The 17751-nt window shown below is 64.0% G+C and carries 14 protein-coding genes; all 14 read right to left on the bottom strand.

Going from position 1 to position 17751, the window contains the following annotated elements:
- Nucleotides 1-56: 56 nt before the first annotated feature.
- Complete coding sequence (locus tag AC1Q61_RS14825) at nucleotides 57-806, bottom strand: YggS family pyridoxal phosphate-dependent enzyme (RefSeq protein WP_007733204.1); 750 nt, start codon at nucleotides 804-806, stop codon at nucleotides 57-59.
- A 6-nt stretch (nucleotides 807-812) separates the two neighbouring features.
- Nucleotides 813-1580, bottom strand: a complete 768-nt coding sequence (gene pgeF, locus AC1Q61_RS14820) for a peptidoglycan editing factor PgeF (protein ID WP_051649556.1) — start codon at nucleotides 1578-1580, stop codon at nucleotides 813-815.
- Between the two features lie 108 nt (nucleotides 1581-1688).
- Entirely contained in the window at nucleotides 1689-2876 is a 1188-nt protein-coding gene (ftsZ, locus tag AC1Q61_RS14815; RefSeq protein ID WP_003941788.1) for a cell division protein FtsZ, read from the bottom strand.
- Between the two features lie 239 nt (nucleotides 2877-3115).
- On the bottom strand, nucleotides 3116-3754 hold the full coding sequence (locus AC1Q61_RS14810) for a cell division protein FtsQ/DivIB (RefSeq protein ID WP_007733212.1): 639 nt from the start codon (nucleotides 3752-3754) through the stop codon (nucleotides 3116-3118).
- 164 nt (nucleotides 3755-3918) lie between these two features.
- Nucleotides 3919-5427, bottom strand: a complete 1509-nt coding sequence (murC, locus tag AC1Q61_RS14805; protein WP_030537033.1) for a UDP-N-acetylmuramate--L-alanine ligase — start codon at nucleotides 5425-5427, stop codon at nucleotides 3919-3921.
- Nucleotides 5424-6593, bottom strand: coding sequence for an undecaprenyldiphospho-muramoylpentapeptide beta-N-acetylglucosaminyltransferase (gene murG / locus AC1Q61_RS14800; protein ID WP_003941767.1), 1170 nt, complete (start codon nucleotides 6591-6593; stop codon nucleotides 5424-5426). Before murG ends, murC begins: the two co-directional genes overlap by 4 nt.
- Nucleotides 6590-8068 (bottom strand): putative lipid II flippase FtsW, encoded by a 1479-nt coding sequence (gene ftsW, locus AC1Q61_RS14795; protein WP_007730088.1) that lies wholly within the window; start codon nucleotides 8066-8068, stop codon nucleotides 6590-6592. The genes murG and ftsW overlap by 4 nt, the downstream gene beginning before the upstream one ends.
- On the bottom strand, nucleotides 8065-9588 hold the full coding sequence (gene murD / locus AC1Q61_RS14790; RefSeq protein WP_042921838.1) for a UDP-N-acetylmuramoyl-L-alanine--D-glutamate ligase: 1524 nt from the start codon (nucleotides 9586-9588) through the stop codon (nucleotides 8065-8067). Before murD ends, ftsW begins: the two co-directional genes overlap by 4 nt.
- Nucleotides 9589-9593: 5 nt before the next feature.
- Entirely contained in the window at nucleotides 9594-10676 is a 1083-nt protein-coding gene (mraY, locus tag AC1Q61_RS14785; protein WP_065456586.1) for a phospho-N-acetylmuramoyl-pentapeptide-transferase, read from the bottom strand.
- Nucleotides 10673-12226, bottom strand: coding sequence for a UDP-N-acetylmuramoyl-tripeptide--D-alanyl-D-alanine ligase (locus AC1Q61_RS14780; protein WP_065456587.1), 1554 nt, complete (start codon nucleotides 12224-12226; stop codon nucleotides 10673-10675). The genes mraY and AC1Q61_RS14780 overlap by 4 nt, the downstream gene beginning before the upstream one ends.
- The gene (locus AC1Q61_RS14775) at nucleotides 12223-13857 is read right to left on the bottom strand and encodes a UDP-N-acetylmuramoyl-L-alanyl-D-glutamate--2,6-diaminopimelate ligase (protein ID WP_042921840.1); all 1635 of its coding nucleotides are present in this window, start codon (nucleotides 13855-13857) and stop codon (nucleotides 12223-12225) included. The genes AC1Q61_RS14780 and AC1Q61_RS14775 overlap by 4 nt, the downstream gene beginning before the upstream one ends.
- 199 nt (nucleotides 13858-14056) lie before the next feature.
- On the bottom strand, nucleotides 14057-15931 hold the full coding sequence (locus AC1Q61_RS14770; RefSeq protein ID WP_003941764.1) for a peptidoglycan D,D-transpeptidase FtsI family protein: 1875 nt from the start codon (nucleotides 15929-15931) through the stop codon (nucleotides 14057-14059).
- Nucleotides 15928-16572 carry a cell division protein FtsL gene (gene ftsL / locus AC1Q61_RS14765; RefSeq protein WP_003941715.1) on the bottom strand — a complete coding sequence of 215 codons (645 nt, stop codon included), beginning with the start codon at nucleotides 16570-16572 and terminating at the stop codon, nucleotides 15928-15930. Before ftsL ends, AC1Q61_RS14770 begins: the two co-directional genes overlap by 4 nt.
- Entirely contained in the window at nucleotides 16569-17582 is a 1014-nt protein-coding gene (gene rsmH / locus AC1Q61_RS14760) for a 16S rRNA (cytosine(1402)-N(4))-methyltransferase RsmH (RefSeq protein ID WP_007730079.1), read from the bottom strand. The genes ftsL and rsmH overlap by 4 nt, the downstream gene beginning before the upstream one ends.
- Between the last annotated feature and the right edge of the window lie 169 nt (nucleotides 17583-17751).

Raw genomic sequence — 17751 nt, 5'->3', positions numbered from 1 at the left:
AATCCGACTGCGACCGGTCGCAGCGGTGTGGACGGGTTGGGCGATCACCTGAGCGATCACCTCGAGATTACTGGTCGTGAGCCGAGCAGTGCGGTTCCGACACGCACGCAGGTTGATCCGTGGCGCACTGCAGCCTCCAGATCGCCGGTCATACCGGCCGAGAGTTCGGTTGCCCGGGGATGCGATTCGAGGATCAAAAGATGTGCCCTGCGGAGGATTTCGAACTGCTCGTCCGGATCTGATCCAAGCGGCGGGACGGCCATCAGTCCCGCGAATTCGAGACCTTCGGCTGATTCGATCCGCTCGGCGAGAGGCGTTAGCTCGCCCGTCGGAACTCCGCCACGCGCGGGGTCTCCGTCGAGACTTACCTGGATGAGCGCCCGGAGCGGCTCCGTGCGCTCACCGTCCGACAAAGCACTCAGCGCAGCCCGATCGAGTGCATCGACCAGTCGCGCACTGTCCACCGAGTGAATTGCATAGGCCCACTTCGCTACCGACCGAGCTTTGTTGCGCTGCAACTGTCCGATCATGTGCCAGCGAACCGGATCATCGATCGCGCCCGTCTGTGCAGCGCCGTCGAAGTCCGCGACCTTCTCCACTGCTTCCTGCTCACGCGACTCACCGAATTCACGGCAACCCAGTTCGTACAGAATTCGAGCGTCGGACGCCGGAAAGAATTTGGTCACCGGCAGCAGTGCTACGTCGGAAACCTCGCGACCGGCGGCAAGGCAGGCGGCCGCCAATCGCGCCCTCACCGAGTCGAGTGCCGTCGATATTTCTGTCAGCCGCATTTCCGTCTCGCGCATTTCTGCCTAGACGGTTTCCTGCGCTGCGGGCGCTTCCATCCAGATCACTGCAGCTTGACGCCCGGTCAGAGATTCTCGGCGATGACTGAACAACGCGCGATCCTCGATCGTGCACCGCGGGTCCTCGGCGACACCGGACACACCCGCGGCGAGCAACTGCTTACGCAGTCCCGCACGCAGATCGAGCCCCGGCGTGCCCTTCTCGGTGCGAGTTGCGCTGCCCGGCAAGTGCTTTTCCACGTCCGCGCGCATCGCAGCGGGAACCTCGTACTGGCGTCCGCTCGCAGCCGGACCGAGGAAGGCGCCGATACGCGAAACGTCCGCGCCCTGACGCACCATCTCCGCGAGGACGCGCGGGACGATACCGATGCGGGCACCGATCCGTCCGGCATGAACGGCCGCGATCACACCGGCCTCCTCGTCGGAGAGCAGAACGGGAACACAATCTGCACTGAGGGTGGCGAGCGCCAGGCCGGGAACAGTGGTGACCAGAGCATCCGTCGCCGGAATCACTTCGTCGGTCGGTTCCGTCACGACAGTGACGTTGCGCGAATGGATTTGTTCCATCCACACGAGATGGTCAGGCTCGACGCCTATTTCGCGTGCCAGACGTCGGCGATTCGCATCGACGGCTGCCGGATCGTCTCCGACGTGATCGCCCAGATTGAACGACTCGTACGGTGACGCGGAAACACCACCGGCTCGGCTGGTCACGACGCGGCGAATGCGGGTGCGGGTGGTCGACTTCTCGGTACTCAAGATAAGTGTGCTCACAAACGTCGAAAGTTGTCGTCCGGCTCAGACGTGACCGGACATCCAGTCAAGAACAGGGTACCCAGAAATTCCGGGCACCCTGTTCTCGAAACTGTTTGTAGCCCTACGTCAGCGACGCATGAAGACCGGCACGTCGACGTCGTCGTCGCCCTCGTCTTCCTGGACCGGCGCATGGCGGGGGCCACCGATCGGAGGCAAGCTGCCCGAACCGGTGGTCTCGCGCGCTGCGGAAATCGGCTGCTCGCCAGCAGGTTCGGCGGCCACCGGTGACCGGCCGACCTCACCCGCGCGCCCGGCGCCGATAGCTCCACGTCCCTGCGCGGTCGACTCCACGGGACGACGAGCCGGAGCTCCTCCGTCGAATCCCGCAGCGATGACCGTCACACGAACCTCGTCACCGAGTGAATCGTCGATGACCGTTCCGAAAATGATGTTGGCGTCGATGTGGGCAGCTTCCTGCACCAGCGAAGCCGCCTCGTTGATCTCGAACAGGCCCAGATCGCTACCGCCGGCGATCGACAGAAGCACGCCGCGGGCGCCTTCCATCGAAGCTTCGAGGAGCGGGGAATTGATCGCGGATTCCGCCGCCTTGATCGCGCGTCCCTCACCCCGCGAGGAACCGATTCCCATCAACGCACTACCGGCACCGGACATGACACCCTTGACGTCCGCGAAGTCGACGTTGATCAGACCCGGAGTGGTGATGAGGTCGGTGATGCCCTGGACGCCGTTGAGGAGAACCTCGTCCGCGCTGCGGAACGCGTCCATCAGGCTGACGGCCGCGTCACCCAGCTGGAGCAGGCGATCGTTGGGAATGACGATCAGCGTGTCGCAGGACTCGCGGAGCGCCTGGATTCCGGTATCCGCCTGTCCCCCACGACGCTTGCCCTCGAAAGAGAACGGTCGCGTCACGACACCGACGGTGAGTGCGCCCAGCTTCCGGGCGATGCTTGCCACGACAGGGGCACCACCGGTTCCGGTGCCACCGCCCTCGCCTGCGGTCACGAACACCATGTCGGCGCCCTTGATGACCTCTTCGATCTCGTCCTTGTGATCTTCGGCTGCCTTGCGACCCACTTCCGGGTCGGCACCGGCGCCGAGGCCACGGGTCAATTCACGACCGACGTCGAGCTTGACGTCGGCGTCACTCATCAGAAGGGCTTGCGCGTCCGTGTTGACCGCGATGAACTCGACTCCCTTGAGTCCCTGTTCGATCATGCGGTTGACTGCGTTCACGCCGCCGCCGCCGATGCCGACGACCTTGATTACGGCGAGGTAGTTGTGCGGGGGCGTCATCGGCTCTCGCCTTCCGTGTCGTGTTTCACGCTGCTTGTCAGTGCTGCTGTCTTTGTTACTGCTGTTTTTGTAGCTTCATGCTCTTCGAGAACAACCCTAAACCTCAACCACAGGGTTAGAGTTATGTCAAGTATTCGATCTGAAACGAAACGCTATGCACCGTCGTCGCGTTCCGCCATTAGGCGCGCCGAGACACACCGAAGTATTTGCTGCGCACTGACGCACGGCTGCACCGTGCGCTATCGGACCGTCGGCAGATCGGGACTGGACACGTCGTACGTCTGCCCCGGTTGGGTCAACAGCGGAAGCGTCACAGCAGCCTTACGATCCGAGTGCTCGACACCGCCCCAGTTTACGACGCGACCGTCGAGCAGAGTCAGCGTGACACTCGAAATCGACCGAGCGGCAACCTCTCCCACTTGAAATCTCAGATCCGGCGGCAACACCGACAACACCTCGAGCGCGGCAAGCGTCGGCTCGTCGTTCCACCCGGGCGTCGGTGTCACCAGACGCGGAACCCCGGGCGGCGGGACGCCCATCTCGAAGTCGACGCCCTTCTCGTCCAGCAGGTGTGCACCCTCAGGTGAGTCGACGAAGACGACCGGTACCCGTTCGGTGACGGTGACGCGGATAGTCGACGGATACATCCGCTGCACACGAGCCGAGGCCACCTTCGGAATCGTCGCCACACGTGCGGCGGCGGCGCCGGTGTCTACCCGCATCAACGGCTGACCGGTCGGTACGGCCAGGAGCGAAAGGATCTGTTCCTCACTGACGGTCGTCGCACCGAGAACTTCGGTGCCCCGGACCGAGAGCACCGGAGACAACCAAGCCGTCAACGCAATTCCCACCACCAGCACGATTGCCAGCGGTGCCACGATCAGCGGTCGCTTGAACCACTTACGAGTCGGTGTGGGTTCGGGAGCCGGCTCCGTCGACCGCGTCGAGTATCGCGATTCGGTGCGAGTACTGCGCCGACGCGTACTGGTGGCTTGTCTGGCTCGAGGATCTCGACGCCCGCGCCGACTTCGTGCGTCGGGTGTCATCGCGGCGCGGGATGCGGCGCCGAACGCAAAGCATCGAGGATCTGTTTGCCGAGCATGGTCACGTCACCGGCACCCATCGTGATGACGATGTCGCCGGGGTGAGCCAACGCCGCCACCTGCTTCGGCGCCTGTGACAGATCCGGTTGATAGTGAACAGGTTTCGTGACCGACTGAGCGACCAGCGCACCACTGACGCCCGGCATCGGCTCTTCGCGAGCGCCGTAGACATCGAGAACGACAACCTCGTCGGCCAAGTCCAGCGCCTGCGCGAACTCCTCGGCAAACGCGGCGGTGCGTGAATAGAGATGAGGTTGGAAGACCACGATCACGCGTCCGGCTGCCGAATTGGTCGACGACGAATCGTCCTCCGGTCGAACCAGATCCGCCGCCGCGCCGAGAACCGCACGAACTTCGGTCGGATGGTGGGCGTAGTCGTCGAACACCCGGACACCACGCTCGCGGCCGGTGAACTGGAACCGGCGGTGTACGCCACCGAATCCGGCGAGCCCCTCGACGATCTCCTCCGTCTCGGCGCCGGCGTCACGGGCAGCCAGTAGAGCCGCAAGTGCGTTGAGCGCCATGTGACGACCCGGCACTGCCATCCGCACGGTTCGCGCGGCGCTCTCGCCCGCCAGGTGGAACTGCAGGACTCCCCCGACGTCGTGCGCATGGAAGCCCAGTAGTCGGACTCCGACCTCGACACCGTCGACAGGCTCGAAGGCGGTGCCCGCCTCCACTTCCTGCGCGTCTGCCGATCCGTAACCGAGTACCCGGATGTCCGAACGGCCCGAGGCCACGATTCGCTTCGCGAGATCCGCCGATCCCGGGTCGTCGAGGCAAGCAATCAAGAGCCCACCCGGACGCAACTTGTCGACAAAATCGTCGAACACCTTCACATACGCTTCGACACTCCCGAAATAGTCGAGGTGATCGGCCTCGATGTTGGTCACGACGATCACGTTGGGGTCGTACTGCAGCAGCGACCCGTCACTCTCGTCCGCCTCCGCGACAAAGACGTCACCGCTGCCGTGATGGGCATTCGTTCCCGCTTCGTTGAGTTCGCCGCCAACGGCGAACGAAGGGTCGAAACCACAGTGCTGCAGGGCGACCACGAGCATCGACGTTGTCGACGTCTTGCCGTGTGTACCCGAAACCAGGAACGTGCGATTGCCCTGCATCAGTGATGCAAGGACAGCCGGACGAAGAATCACCGGGATTCCGCGGCGAGCGGCCTCGACGAGTTCCGGGTTGTCCTTCGGGATAGCCGCGTGCGTCGTGACGACGACGGTCGGACCACCCGGCAGCAGGTCGAGAGCATCGGCGTCGTGGCCGATCCGGACCTGTGCCCCGCGTGCACGAAGCGCCAGGACTCCTCGGCTCTCCTTGGCGTCCGAACCCGAGACAAGGCCCCCGCGGGAAAGCAGAATTCGAGCGATGCCGGACATACCGGCACCGCCGATTCCGACCATGTGTACTCGCTCGAGGTGGGCGGGCAGCGCGGTCATCGGTTTCCCCTTGCGTTTTCCTGGACGGCGTTTTCCTTTGCCGCGATGTCGAGCACGATCCGTGCGATCTCGGTTGCCGCGGTGCGGTGCCCGACGTTGGCAGCACCACTGCTCATCTTGTCGAGGCGCGCGCTGTCGCTCAGCATCGGGACGACGGTACCGGCGACGAACGTCGGCGTGAGCTCGTTGTCGGAGACGATGATCGCACCGCCCGCTGCGACAACGGGTTTCGCGTTGAGTTCCTGCTCACCATTGCCGTGCGGCAACGGAACGTAGACGGCCGGAAGCCCGACCGCCGAGACCTCGGCGACCGTCATCGCGCCCGAACGACAGATAGTCGCGTCGGCTGCGGCATACGCGAGATCCATCCGCGAAAGATAGGGAACAGCCACATACGGTGCCGTCTCCGAGTACTGCGTGACTTCGAGAGAGTTCTTGGGTCCGTGTGCGTGAAGGACCGAGATCCCGGCCTTCGCCAGTTCTTCCGCTGCTCCGGACACCGCGTCGTTGAGCGACTTCGCGCCTTGCGATCCGCCGAAGACGAGCAGAACGGGACCGTCCTGAGGTAGTCCGAAGTACTCGCGAGCTTGCGAGCGGAGTCCCGCTCGATCGAAATTGGCGATCGACGCGCGAACCGGGATGCCGACGATCTCGGCGTCCTGATCGCCGCGGTTCTTCACACCTGACCCCGGAACCGCGGCAAGCACCCGCGTCGCCAGGCGAGCACCGATCTTGTTCGCGATGCCGGCACTGGCGTTCGCCTCGTGGATGACGATCGGAATCTTGCGGCGGCGCCGAAGAACACCGCCACGTGCGGCAAGATACGCCGGAAGCGCGACGTAACCACCGAAACCGACGATCACGTCGGCGTCGACGGAATCGAGTACCTCACGGGTCTTGCGCACCGAGGCGAGGATGCGTGTCGGCAGTTTGACGAGATCCATCGTGGGCTTACGAGGAAGCGGAACCGGGGGAATGAGCTCGAGCGTGTACCCGCGAGCCGGCACCAAGGTGGTTTCGAGACCACGCGCCGTCCCGAGCGCAGTGATTCTGGTGTCGGGCGCAGCGGCCTTGACCGCGTCCGCGACAGCAAGTGCGGGTTCGATGTGACCAGCCGTGCCTCCCCCTGCCACCACTACCGACAGAGCCGATTTGTTGCCGCTCACCTACGAATTCCTCGCTCTCGAACTTCTCGTGGATCTTGTGCCCTACGTGTCGGCGCCTGCCGACGCTGACCATTCTGCCCTCCCGCGGTGCGCTTCCGTGACCCAGCGGCCGCACCTCGGTTGGAATCCGAGGAAGGGCGAGCACCTTGATCTGCCCGCTTGCGTCGATCGCCCGTCTCGATCGCGCGCCGGCCGTCGCGTCCGCGTGCCGGTTCGATCTGCCGTGCGGGCTTCGGTCGACGGATCGGCCGGCCCCCTGACGGCGGGTGGTACAGCACGGGCTTCGGCAGTCTGAGCAACTTCGAGATCTTGCCGTCCTGCCCGGAGTTCAGAGCGGCAACTGCTTCGGGCTCGTGGCGCGCTGCATTGGCGATGACACCGAACATGAACAATGTGATCGCCAAGGACGAACCGCCGGCGGAGACCAAGGGCAACTGGAGTCCGGTCACCGGCAGCAGTCCGATGACGTAACCGATGTTGATCATTGCCTGGCCGACGATCCAGGTAGTTGCAGTGGCCGACAGGAGCCGCCAGAACGGATCGATGCTGCGGGCTGCGATCCGCAATCCCGTGTAGACGAATACAGCGAACAAACCGATCACCACTGCGCAGCCGACAAATCCCAACTCTTCGCCGATGATCGCGAAGATGAAGTCGTTGTGCGCGTTGGGTAGGTAGTTCCACTTGGCGACGCTCTGACCGAGTCCGCGTCCGAAAAGGCCCCCGTCGGCGAGCGAATACAAAGCCTGCTTGGCCTGATAGTTGTTGCCCTGCAGGTCGTCGCTCTTGTTGAAGAAGGCTTGAACTCGATCGGAACGATAACCGGCCGTCATCGCCAGCACGCCCGCCACGACGACGCCCGTCACCGCGATCGAGCCGAAGAGCTTCAGTGGCAGCCCACCGAACCACAGCAGGGCCCCGACGATGATTCCCAATGCGATGGTCGTACTGAGGTTCGGTTGCGCGACGACCAGCGCGAAGACCAGCATTGCTGCGGGCACGAGCGGAATCAGGATCGACTTCACGGATCGGTCGTCCGGCCGCCGCGAAGCCAACAGATGGGCGCCCCAGATCGCCAACGCGACCTTCATGATTTCCGAGGGCTGCACCGAGAACCCGCCGACGTTGAACCAGCGACGCGCGCCCTGCGCTTCTGTGCCGATTCCCGGAATCAGGACGAGTACCAGCATGATCAGCACGACGACGAACAGCGGAAACGAATACTGCCGGAGCACTCTCGCCGGGATCCGCAGCGCGACGTAGAAGAGCACAGCTCCGAGAATCGCGAAGATCAACTGCTGGGTGAACAACGAATACGCCGAGCCACCGGACACGTACTGCTCGACGCTCGACGCCGACAGAACCATCACGAGCCCCAAGACAGTCAACATCGTGGCAATCGTCACCACCAGGTGGAACGACGCCAACGGCCGCGCCAACCAGGCACCGATTCGGGTCTTGGGACCCTTGGTCATAGCAAGTTCCCGGCTTGGCCAGGCGAATCCGTGAACGGATCGGGTAATGCGGCGACGGCGGCGGCGAAGCTGTCACCACGATGTCCGTAGCTGGCGAACATGTCCAAGGACGCGGCGGCCGGGGCGAGTACAACTGCATCACCGGGGGACGCCAACTCGGCAGCTTCGACTACCACTGCGGCCATGACGGCATCCGCGTCGGCACCCGACGGCAGCCGGATGGTGAGAGTCGAGTTGCTGCTGTTTTCGCTCACCACTGCATCGTCCCCCGACATCACGTGCACCACGGGAACATCGGGCGCGTGTCGCGCGAGCGCGTCCTCGATCACACCAGCGTCACGCCCGAGAAGGACAGCGCCGGAGAGTCGAGGGCCGACTTCGCTCACCAATTGGTCGACGCTGGCTCCCTTGAGCAGACCGCCTGCAACCCAGACGACGCGATCGTGCGCGAGTAACGACGGCCTGGCTGCGTGCGGATTGGTGGCCTTGGAATCGTCGATGTACACAACGGACCCGACACGGCCGACCAGCGCCCCTCGGTGTGGGCCGACCTTGTGTGCGGCCAGACCGCGTTCGACGACGTCTGCCTCGAATCCGAGTGCCCGCGCCAACGCGGCGGCGGCCAGCGCGTCCATGACGCCTGCCGGGCCGGCGGGATCTATCGACGCTGCTTCGGCCAAGCGGACGTGATCGCCGAATGCGTTGTCCACGAGGTGTCCCGCTTCGACACCCAGTTCTCCTTCGCCCGGTTCACCCAATCTGAACCCGGTGACAATGTCTGCAGTTGCGCGAGTTCCCAGTTCGGAAGCGATCGCGTCATCGAGGCCGACCACCGCGACCTTTCCGCTCAGCGCCCGCGACTTGGCCTCGGCGTACGCGCTCATTCCGCCGTGCCAGTCGAGGTGATCCTCGGCGACGTTGAGGACCACGCCGGCATCCGGACGCACCGAAGGCGCCCAGTGCAATTGGAAGGACGACAGTTCGACAGCGAGGTACTCCACGCGCGGCGACGTCTCGGCGAGTGCGTCGAGTATCGGCAGCCCGATGTTTCCGCAGGCTCGGCCGACAACTCCGGCGGCGTCGAGAATCGAGGCCAGCATCGACGTCGTCGTGGTCTTTCCGTTCGTCCCCGTCACGACGAGCCATTTACGGGGTGTGCCGAAGTGCCCGCTGTGGTCGACGCGCCAGGAGAACTCGACGTCTCCCCAGATGGGAATCCCGTGACCGGCGGCGGCTGCAAGGATCGGTGCATCCGGCCGAAAGCCCGGACTGGTGACTACGAGCCCGTACTCGGTGATCGAATCCGGGGCATCCTCGATCGAGGTGGTGGTCACCATGTCCGCGCCGAGCTCCGCGCAGCGCTCCGCGAAGTCCAAGGTCGAATCGGCAACCGTCACGACAGCACCGAGGGCGACGAGAGGTTCGATGGTCGCTTGACCGGACACCCGCCCACCGGCGACCAGCACTCGCGTACCGCGGAGCCAGGACAGGTCGTTCTCGGAATCCGCTGAGCTGGTCATGGTTTTCAGCCTCCGAGCGCTGCGAGGTATTCGCTGTAGAAGAGTGCCAATCCGATAGCCGACGCAATAGCCGCCAGCAACCAGAATCTGATGATGACCGTGGTTTCAGCCCACCCGGCGAGTTCGAAGTGGTGATGGAACGGCGCCATTCGGAACACCCGCCGTCGGCTGGACCGGAACACCGCTACCTGGATCACCACCGACGCGGCCTCCGCGACGAACAGTGCACCGATGACAACCATCAACAGTTCCGTGCTGGTGGTGATCGACAATCCGGCGAGCATGCCGCCGAGGGCAAGTGAACCGGTGTCGCCCATGAAGATCTTGGCGGGTGCGGCATTCCACCAGAGGAATCCGATGCACGCGCCGGCGCCGGCCGCGCAGAGCACCGCGAGGTCGAGCGGGTCTCGGACGTCGTAGCAACCCTTGCCGGGATTCGTCTCGCACGAGTAGCGGAACTGCCAGAACGTGATGATGACGTAGGCGCCGAGAACGAAACTCATCGCACCGGCGGCCAATCCGTCGAGGCCGTCGGTCAGGTTGACGGCATTGGACCAGGCGCTGACCAGTAGGTAGCAGAATGCGATGAAGACCACGGACCCGAGTGAGACGGTGGCGATGTCGCGCACGTACGACAGATGAACACTGCCCGGAGTCAGCCCGTCGTCACCGCGGAACTGAAGGGCCAGGATTCCGAAGGCAATGGCAGCGACGAACTGTCCGACCAGCTTCGCTGTCTTGTTCAGTCCCAGATTGCGCTGCTTGCGGATCTTGATGAAGTCGTCGAGGAAACCGACTCCACCGAGCGCGGTGGTCAGACCGAGTACCAGTAGGCCGGACGCCGATGGCCCCTCCGCGTTGTTCATGCCGAGACCGATGAGGTGTGAGCCGAGATAGCCGGCCCAGATTCCGGTCAGGATCGCGACGCCGCCCATCGTGGGAGTGCCGCGCTTGGCCTGGTGACTGGCTGGACCTTCGGTTCGGATCTCCTGCCCGAAACCTTGTTTCGAGAACGCCTTGATCAGGATCGGCGTGAGCATGATGGAGACCGCCAGCGCGATGCCTGCGGCGAGAAGAATCTGGATCACTGCGAATCCCCGCCGTTCTCGCCGTCGGTGTTCTCGCTGTCGGTGTTGGGCGTTGCAGCCAGTATCGCTTCGGCGACCGTCCACAGTTCCACCGACTTGGACGCCTTCACCAGGACGAGATCGCCCGGTTCGAGTTCCGCTTCGAGAATGGCGATTGCCGCAGCTGCGTCGGGCACGACGACGGACTCGTCACCCCACGACCCCTCCATCACCGCACCTTGATGCATCGCACGCGAGGTGCGGCCCGTTCCGACGACGATCAACTTGCTGACATCGAGTCTGACGGCCAAGCGACCGATCGCGTCGTGCTCGACAACTGATTCCGGTCCGAGCTCACCCATCTCTCCGAGCACAGCCCAGCTACGGCGACCGAAGTGCCGATCCGATCGCGCCATGGACACCAACGCTTTGAGGGCGGCGCGCATGGAATCGGGATTGGCGTTGTAACTGTCGTTGACGACGGTGACGCCGTCGGCGCGCTCGGTGACTTCCATCCGCCTCGCGGACGCTGCCTTCGTGCCCTCGAGGACACGTGCGATGTCTGCAACCGCGAGGCCGTTCTCGAGTGCGACGGCCGCCGCGGCCAGGGCGTTGCTCACGTGGTGTTCGCCGTGAACGGCCAGGCGAATACGTGCAGAACCCTGTGAACAGTTCAGTGTGAAGGAAGCCCTGGCCTGGTCGTCGACAACCACGTCGGTCGCCCGAACGTCGCAGTCTTCCGACTGGCCGACGAATACGATCCGGGCCTTGGTTCGACTCGCCATTGCGGCGACCATGCGGTCGTCGGCGTTGAGGACCGCAACTCCACCGTCGGCTGCCGACGGGAGTGCTTCCACCAGTTCACCTTTGGCGACCGCGATCGCTTCACGCGAACCGAACTCACCGAGATGGGCAGTGCCCACATTGAGAACTACGCCGATCTTCGGCGGCGCGATCTTCGTCAGTTCGCCGACATGACCGACCCCACGGGCCGACATCTCGAGAACGAGGAAGCGGGTCTTCTCGTCGGCGCGGAGCACTGTCCACGGCAGACCCAATTCGTTGTTGAACGACCCGGGGGGCGCAACCACCTCGCCGCACTCGCGCAGCAGCGCTGCTATCAGATCCTTGGTCGAGGTCTTGCCGGCAGAACCGGTGACACCGACCAGCGTCAGTCCACCATCGGCCGGTGTGCCATCAGTTGCCAGTTCGTCGACCACGGCCCTGGCCAGAAGGCCGAGGGCATGCAGGACCGCGGCTCCGGACCCGTCGGTGTCGTGTTCGAGCAGCATCACTGCACTGGGACCGTCGTTCGGCACCGATGGAACGACGATTGCCGGAACTCCGACCGGTCGCGCCGCGAGCACCGCCACAGCGCCCGCTGCCACCGCCGCTTCCGCGTGATCATGACCGTCGACACGCGCTCCGGGTAGGGCGAGGAAGAGCCCACCTGGAGCTACTTTGCGCGAATCGAATTCGACGGTTCCAGTCACCTGCGTCGACGAATCGTCGACGTCGTGCAGGGTTCCTCCGACGATCTCGGCGATCCGAGAGAGCGTCATCGGGATCATTGCTTGCCTCCATGTGCTGTGTTGATCGCGAATCGGCCGATCATTTCGCCCAACACCTCGCGGTCGTCGAACGGGTGTTTGACCCCGTCGATTTCTTGACCTACTTCGTGGCCTTTGCCTGCCACCAGGACGACATCTCCTGGCTGTGCCCACCGGACTGCTTGCTCGATCGCGGCGGCCCGGTCCCCCACTTCGCGAACCTCGCCGCGTTCGGATTCGGGCACGTCCATGGCGCCTTGCATCACCGAAGCGCGAATCTTCGCCGGATCCTCGGTGCGTGGGTTGTCGTCGGTGACGATCAGCAGGTCTGCGCCTCGCGCACCCGCTTCACCCATGAGTGCCCGTTTGCCGGCGTCGCGATCCCCGCCTGCGCCGACCACCACGGCAACGCGACCGGGAACCTGGTTGCGCAGCGTGGCGATCACAGCTTCGAGCGCTGCCGGTTTGTGCGCGTAGTCGACCACGGCGAGAAAGCTCTGCCCCCGGTCGATCCGCTGAACTCGCCCGGGGACGTCCACGGTCCCGAGCGCTCGAACAGCCGCGTCCGGGTCGAGGCCCGCAGCAAAACTGACGGTCAACGCCAGTGCAGCGTTGGCCACGTTGTATCGCCCGGGGAGCCGAAGTGAGACCGGCCACGATTGTCCGTCCGGCCCGACCAACTCGAAGGTCTGCGAGCCGTCCTCGGCAACCTCGACTGCGCCGACCGTCCACTCGGCCTCGGCCGTCGAGGTCGAGACCGTGGTCACCGCGTCGCTCTCGTCGGTCGCGGCCAACTCGGCCATCCGTCGACCCCACACGTCGTCGACGCAGACGACGGCATGCTCGGCTCGCACCGTCGACTCAGGATCGAACAACCGAGCCTTGGCCTGGAAGTACTCCTCGAAGTCCCGATGGAAATCCAGGTGGTCCTGCGAAAGATTGGTGAACGCGCCGATGTCGAAGCGGATGCCGTCGACGCGTCCGAGAGCAAGAGCGTGACTGGAGACCTCCATGACGACGGTATCGATCCCCTGCTCTGCCATCACGGCGAACAGAGCATGCAGTTGCGGAGCTTCCGGCGTGGTCAGAGCGCTGGGCACCCGGCGGCCGTCGATTCGAGTCTCGATGGTCCCGACCAGGCCGGGCTTGCGGCCGGCTCCGGCAATCGCAGCTTCGAGCAAGTACGACGTCGTGGTCTTGCCCGATGTACCGGTAATGCCGACGACCTGCATCTTCTCCGAGGGCCGGCCGTAGATTTCCGCGGAGATCTCACCGAGCACATCCCGCGGGTTCGGATGAACGAGAACTGGGACGGACCGGTCAGGCGCCTTGTCCGCGGCCTCGATCAGTTCGAGGCCGGCCTCGTCGGTCAAGATCGCGGTCGCACCGCGCCCCAGAGCGTCGACGGCGAACTGAGCGCCATGGGTCCGTGCACCGGGCAGAGCGGCGAAGAGGTCATCGGTCACGATTCCCTGCGCACGCAGGTCGACGCCCTTGACGACGACCTCCGAGGACTGTGATCCCGGTTGCCCCACCCATTCGAGGCGAGCCCCGGACAGTTCGGAGAGCGCCGTGATCGCGGTAGCAACCGGTTGTGTCGGACGCGTCCCGGGAGCGCCGTCCGAGTTCGACGATTGCAAACGATTCGGCACTGTCACTCGACTCCTGGCAATTGTCGTTGTTCTATCGCGGTCGTTGTCTATGGCGGTCGTTGTCTATGGCGGTCGTTGTCTATGGCGGTCGCAACGCAAGCAAAGTTCGGCGCACTGCGATGAATGAGGTTACTGCGACGTTTGAGATTACCGTGTCCGGGATTCACCCGAAGACCGTGTCGAAACCGACACACCGCAATCAGTCCGCCTGCAACACCAACTTGCGACCGGGGTCCGGCGACATCGGGACACTGTCACGCTGGAGCATCCACGACGCGATGTTGTGGAACAACGGTGCCGCCGACTGACCGCCGCCGCCGTCCACGCCGCGAACCGGTGCGTCGAGCATGATTCCGATCACGAATCGAGGATTGTCCGCAGGCGCGATTCCCGCGAAGGTGATCCAGTAGTTGGAGTTGGAGTAGCACTTGCACGCGGGATCCACCTGCTGCGCGGTCCCGGTCTTTCCACTGACCTGGTATCCCTCCACACCCGCGGCAACACCGGTTCCTCGTTGGTTGCCGGTGTCTTCCTGAGTGACCGACCGGAACATGTCCCGAACGGTCGCCGCTGTCTGGGCGCTGACCACCTCGACGCCCTCGGGCTGCGGCGTCTCGGTCCGCGTGCCGGAAGAGTCGACAGTCGACTTCACGATCCGCGGAGGAATTCGCACGCCGTCATTGGCAATGGCCTGGTACATCCCGGTCATCTGCAGGGTTGTCATCGAGAGACCCTGCCCGATCGGCAGGTTCGCGAAGGTTCCGCCGGACCACTGGTCGCGACTTGGAACGCTGCCCGCGCTCTCGCCGGGAAGTCCGACGTCGGTGCGTTGTCCGAGGCCGAACCTGTTCAGCATGTCTGCGTAGCGATCCTCGCCCACGCGCTGAGCGAGCATCAAGGTGCCGACGTTCGAGGACTTTCCGAATACACCGGTAGAGGTGTACGGGGCCACACCGTGATCCCACGCGTCCTTGACTGTGGCACCGGACATCGTGATGCTGCCCGGGACCTGCAGAACTTCGTCCGGAGTTGTCTTACCGTCCTCGATGGCCGCTGCTGCGGTGACGATCTTGTTCACCGATCCGGGCTCGAACGGCGTACTGACCGACGGATTGCCCATTTCGGCTGTCGGCGCGTTCTTGTCGATGCCGATTGCGGGGTTGAAGGTGCTGTCGTTGGACATGGCCAACACCTGTCCCGTCTTGGAGTCCATGACCACAACCGAAGCGTTCTTTGCGCCCGACTTGTCCTTGGCGATCTGGACCTGCTGCTGAACGTAGAACTGGAGGTCCGAATCGATGGTCAGCTCGACACCCGAACCGTTGACTGCCGGTTGCTTGTCACGCCAGCTGCCGGGGATCACAGCGCCGTCGGAACCGCGGTCGTACGTTTCGGATCCATCGGTTCCGGCGAGCGTGGAGTCCATCGAATCTTCGAGACCGAGCAAACCGTGCCCGTCCCAGCCGGTCGCGCCGACGAGATTCGCGGCCAGAGAGCCACCGGGGTACTCGCGGATGTCCTGACGCTCGAGGCCGACCTCCCGGAACTTGTCCGAGATCTCGGCAGCAACCGCCGGATCCACGCTGCGCGCGAGGTACGTGAAAGTCTCGTTGCTGTTCATCTTCTGAAGCAGATCTTTTTCCGGAACGGTATCGCCGAGCTTGGCGTGGATTCCGGCGGCGATCTCGGCGAGGCGATCGCTCACTTCCGGCGCCTGCTTGTCACCCTCGGCGCCCTGCTCGATGCTCTTGGCGCGCGCTTCCTCGAGTTCCTTGCGTACCCGCACCGGCTGGAAAGTCAGCGCCTTGGCTTCCATGGTGAAGGCGAGGGGGTTTCCGTTGCGATCGGTTATCGAGCCACGTACAGCCGGATCGACCTGCGTCGTGGTTCGTTGATTGGCAGATTCCGCAGCCAGACTCGGCGCGTCGATTCCCTGAATCCACAAGAGCTGCAATGCCGCAACGGCGAGCGCACCACACATGGTGATACGACCGACTCGCTGACGAAACGGAAATGAGGCGGTGGCCGAGCGGCGCGGACGCCGACCGGGGTTGTTACGGGAGTTCTGACTCACCGACGTTCCTCAGGCGGAGCAGGCACCGCCGTCGTGGTGGCGGGTGCTGTCGTCGTGGGGATCACAGGAACCAATTGTTCACTCTGCGCGAGGTTTCGCGTGTTATTCGGAACGCTCGGCGTGGCTCCGGGAGCAACCGGCGTTGTGGTGCGCGGGGGTGTCGCAGTCGGTGCGGGCACCGATGTGGGCGCATCGAGCGGCGGCATAGCTCCGGCAGTCGCGGGAGTCGGCGTTCCGACGACCTCGACCGAACCGTCCGGATGAACTACCAGTCGTGCAGGGTCCTTGGCGGGGACCATGCCGAGAGCGCTTGCCTGATTTGCCAACTCCGGAGCCGAGTTACGCGACTGGAAGTCACGTTCGAGCGCTGCTTTCTGCTCGACCAAAGACTGGTTGTATGCACGTGCATCACTGAGTTGGTACGAATCCTCGGCAGCGCGAGTGGTCAGCAGCAGAGTCACCGCGAGACCGATGGACAGAAGTCCGATGACGGAGGCCACGAACGGCACTCTCCCCTTGAGCATCGCCCGAGGAGAGATAGACGGGCCGGCAGCAGCGACAGTTCCGGTCCGGCCTGCCGCCCGTGCGGTGCGCTTGTCGTATGCACGTTGCGCTGCACCGGATTTGCCCTGACGACTCATGCCCGCCTCCTGGAAATGCGTTCTGCGGCACGCAAACGCACCGGAGCTGATCGTGGGTTCTCTTCGATTTCCTGCTCTGACGCACGTTCTGCGCCACGGGTGAGAATGCGGAACTCCGGTCCCATACCCGGCAACTCGACCGGTAGTCCTTCAGGACTGGTGGACTTCGAGCGGGGAACCAACTCCGCCTTCACAACTCGATCCTCGAGCGACTGGTAGGACATGAACACCACTCGCCCACCGACTGCCAGTGCGTCGAGCCCGGCAGGAACGGCTGCACGAAGCGAATCCAACTCGGCATTGACTTCGATCCGCAGCGCTTGGAAGGTGCGCTTGGCCGGGTGTCCCCCCGTACGCCGCGTGGCTGCCGGGATTGTTCGGTACAGCAATTCGACCAGAGCTGCACTGGTGGTGAAGGGTTCACGCTCACGCTGCCGAAGGATCTCGGACGCAATCTTTCCCGCGAACCGTTCTTCGCCGTACGTGCTCAGAATGCGAGCAAGGTCGCCGTGACTGTAGGTGTTCAGGACCTCTGCCGCGGTCAGCCCGACCGTCTGATCCATCCGCATGTCGAGAGGAGCGTCGATCGAGTACGCAAAACCTCGGTCGGCTTCGTCCAACTGCATCGACGACACACCCAGATCGAAAAGGATCGCGTGAACCGACTCCGTCGACGGCAGACCTGCCTGTTCGAGCGCGTCCTCGATCCCGTCGTACGTGGTGTGCACGAACGTCGTTCGGTCCGCGAATGGCGCCAGACGCTCGGAAGCGATCCGGAGTGCGTTGGTGTCGCGATCGAGACCGATGAGGTGAAGGCCCGGGTACTTGCCCAGGAAGAATTCGGAGTGGCCACCGAGCCCCAACGTCGCATCGATCATGTATGCGCCCGCTCCACCGTCACCGACGGCGGTGATGGCAGGGCCGAGAAGATCGTCGGCGCGGTGCAGAAGTACAGGGACGTGCGCGAAGCCATCGGCATCCGAGGGTTCGTTCACCTCGTGATCCACCATGATTGCTCCGGCTCCTACTTTCATGATTTCCGATGACTTTTCGAAAAGGTGCTGACTTTCCGAGAAGGCGATGACTGTTCGAGAAGGCGAATGCTTCGAGGTCCCTGCCCGAAGGAGAACCTGGCGCTGGGGAAGTGCGTCAGGGTCTTTCCGGGCAGAGGCCTCGCGG

The sequence above is a fragment of the Rhodococcus sp. MPR-R1B genome (assembly GCF_058793255.1).
Note: the sequence above shows the minus strand (reverse complement) of the source record. Positions and strands in the feature narration are given on the sequence as shown.

Coding starts and splice junctions, on each gene's coding strand:
- ftsL (WP_003941715.1), bottom strand. CDS start 16,572: ATGAGTCGTCAGGGCAAATCCGGTGCAGCGCAACGTGCATACGACAAG.
- murD (WP_042921838.1), bottom strand. CDS start 9,588: ATGACCAGCTCAGCGGATTCCGAGAACGACCTGTCCTGGCTCCGCGGT.
- ftsZ (WP_003941788.1), bottom strand. CDS start 2,876: ATGACGCCCCCGCACAACTACCTCGCCGTAATCAAGGTCGTCGGCATC.
- AC1Q61_RS14780 (WP_065456587.1), bottom strand. CDS start 12,226: ATGATCCCGATGACGCTCTCTCGGATCGCCGAGATCGTCGGAGGAACC.
- rsmH (WP_007730079.1), bottom strand. CDS start 17,582: ATGGTGGATCACGAGGTGAACGAACCCTCGGATGCCGATGGCTTCGCG.
- murC (WP_030537033.1), bottom strand. CDS start 5,427: ATGACCGCGCTGCCCGCCCACCTCGAGCGAGTACACATGGTCGGAATC.
- ftsW (WP_007730088.1), bottom strand. CDS start 8,068: ATGACCAAGGGTCCCAAGACCCGAATCGGTGCCTGGTTGGCGCGGCCG.
- AC1Q61_RS14825 (WP_007733204.1), bottom strand. CDS start 806: ATGCGCGAGACGGAAATGCGGCTGACAGAAATATCGACGGCACTCGAC.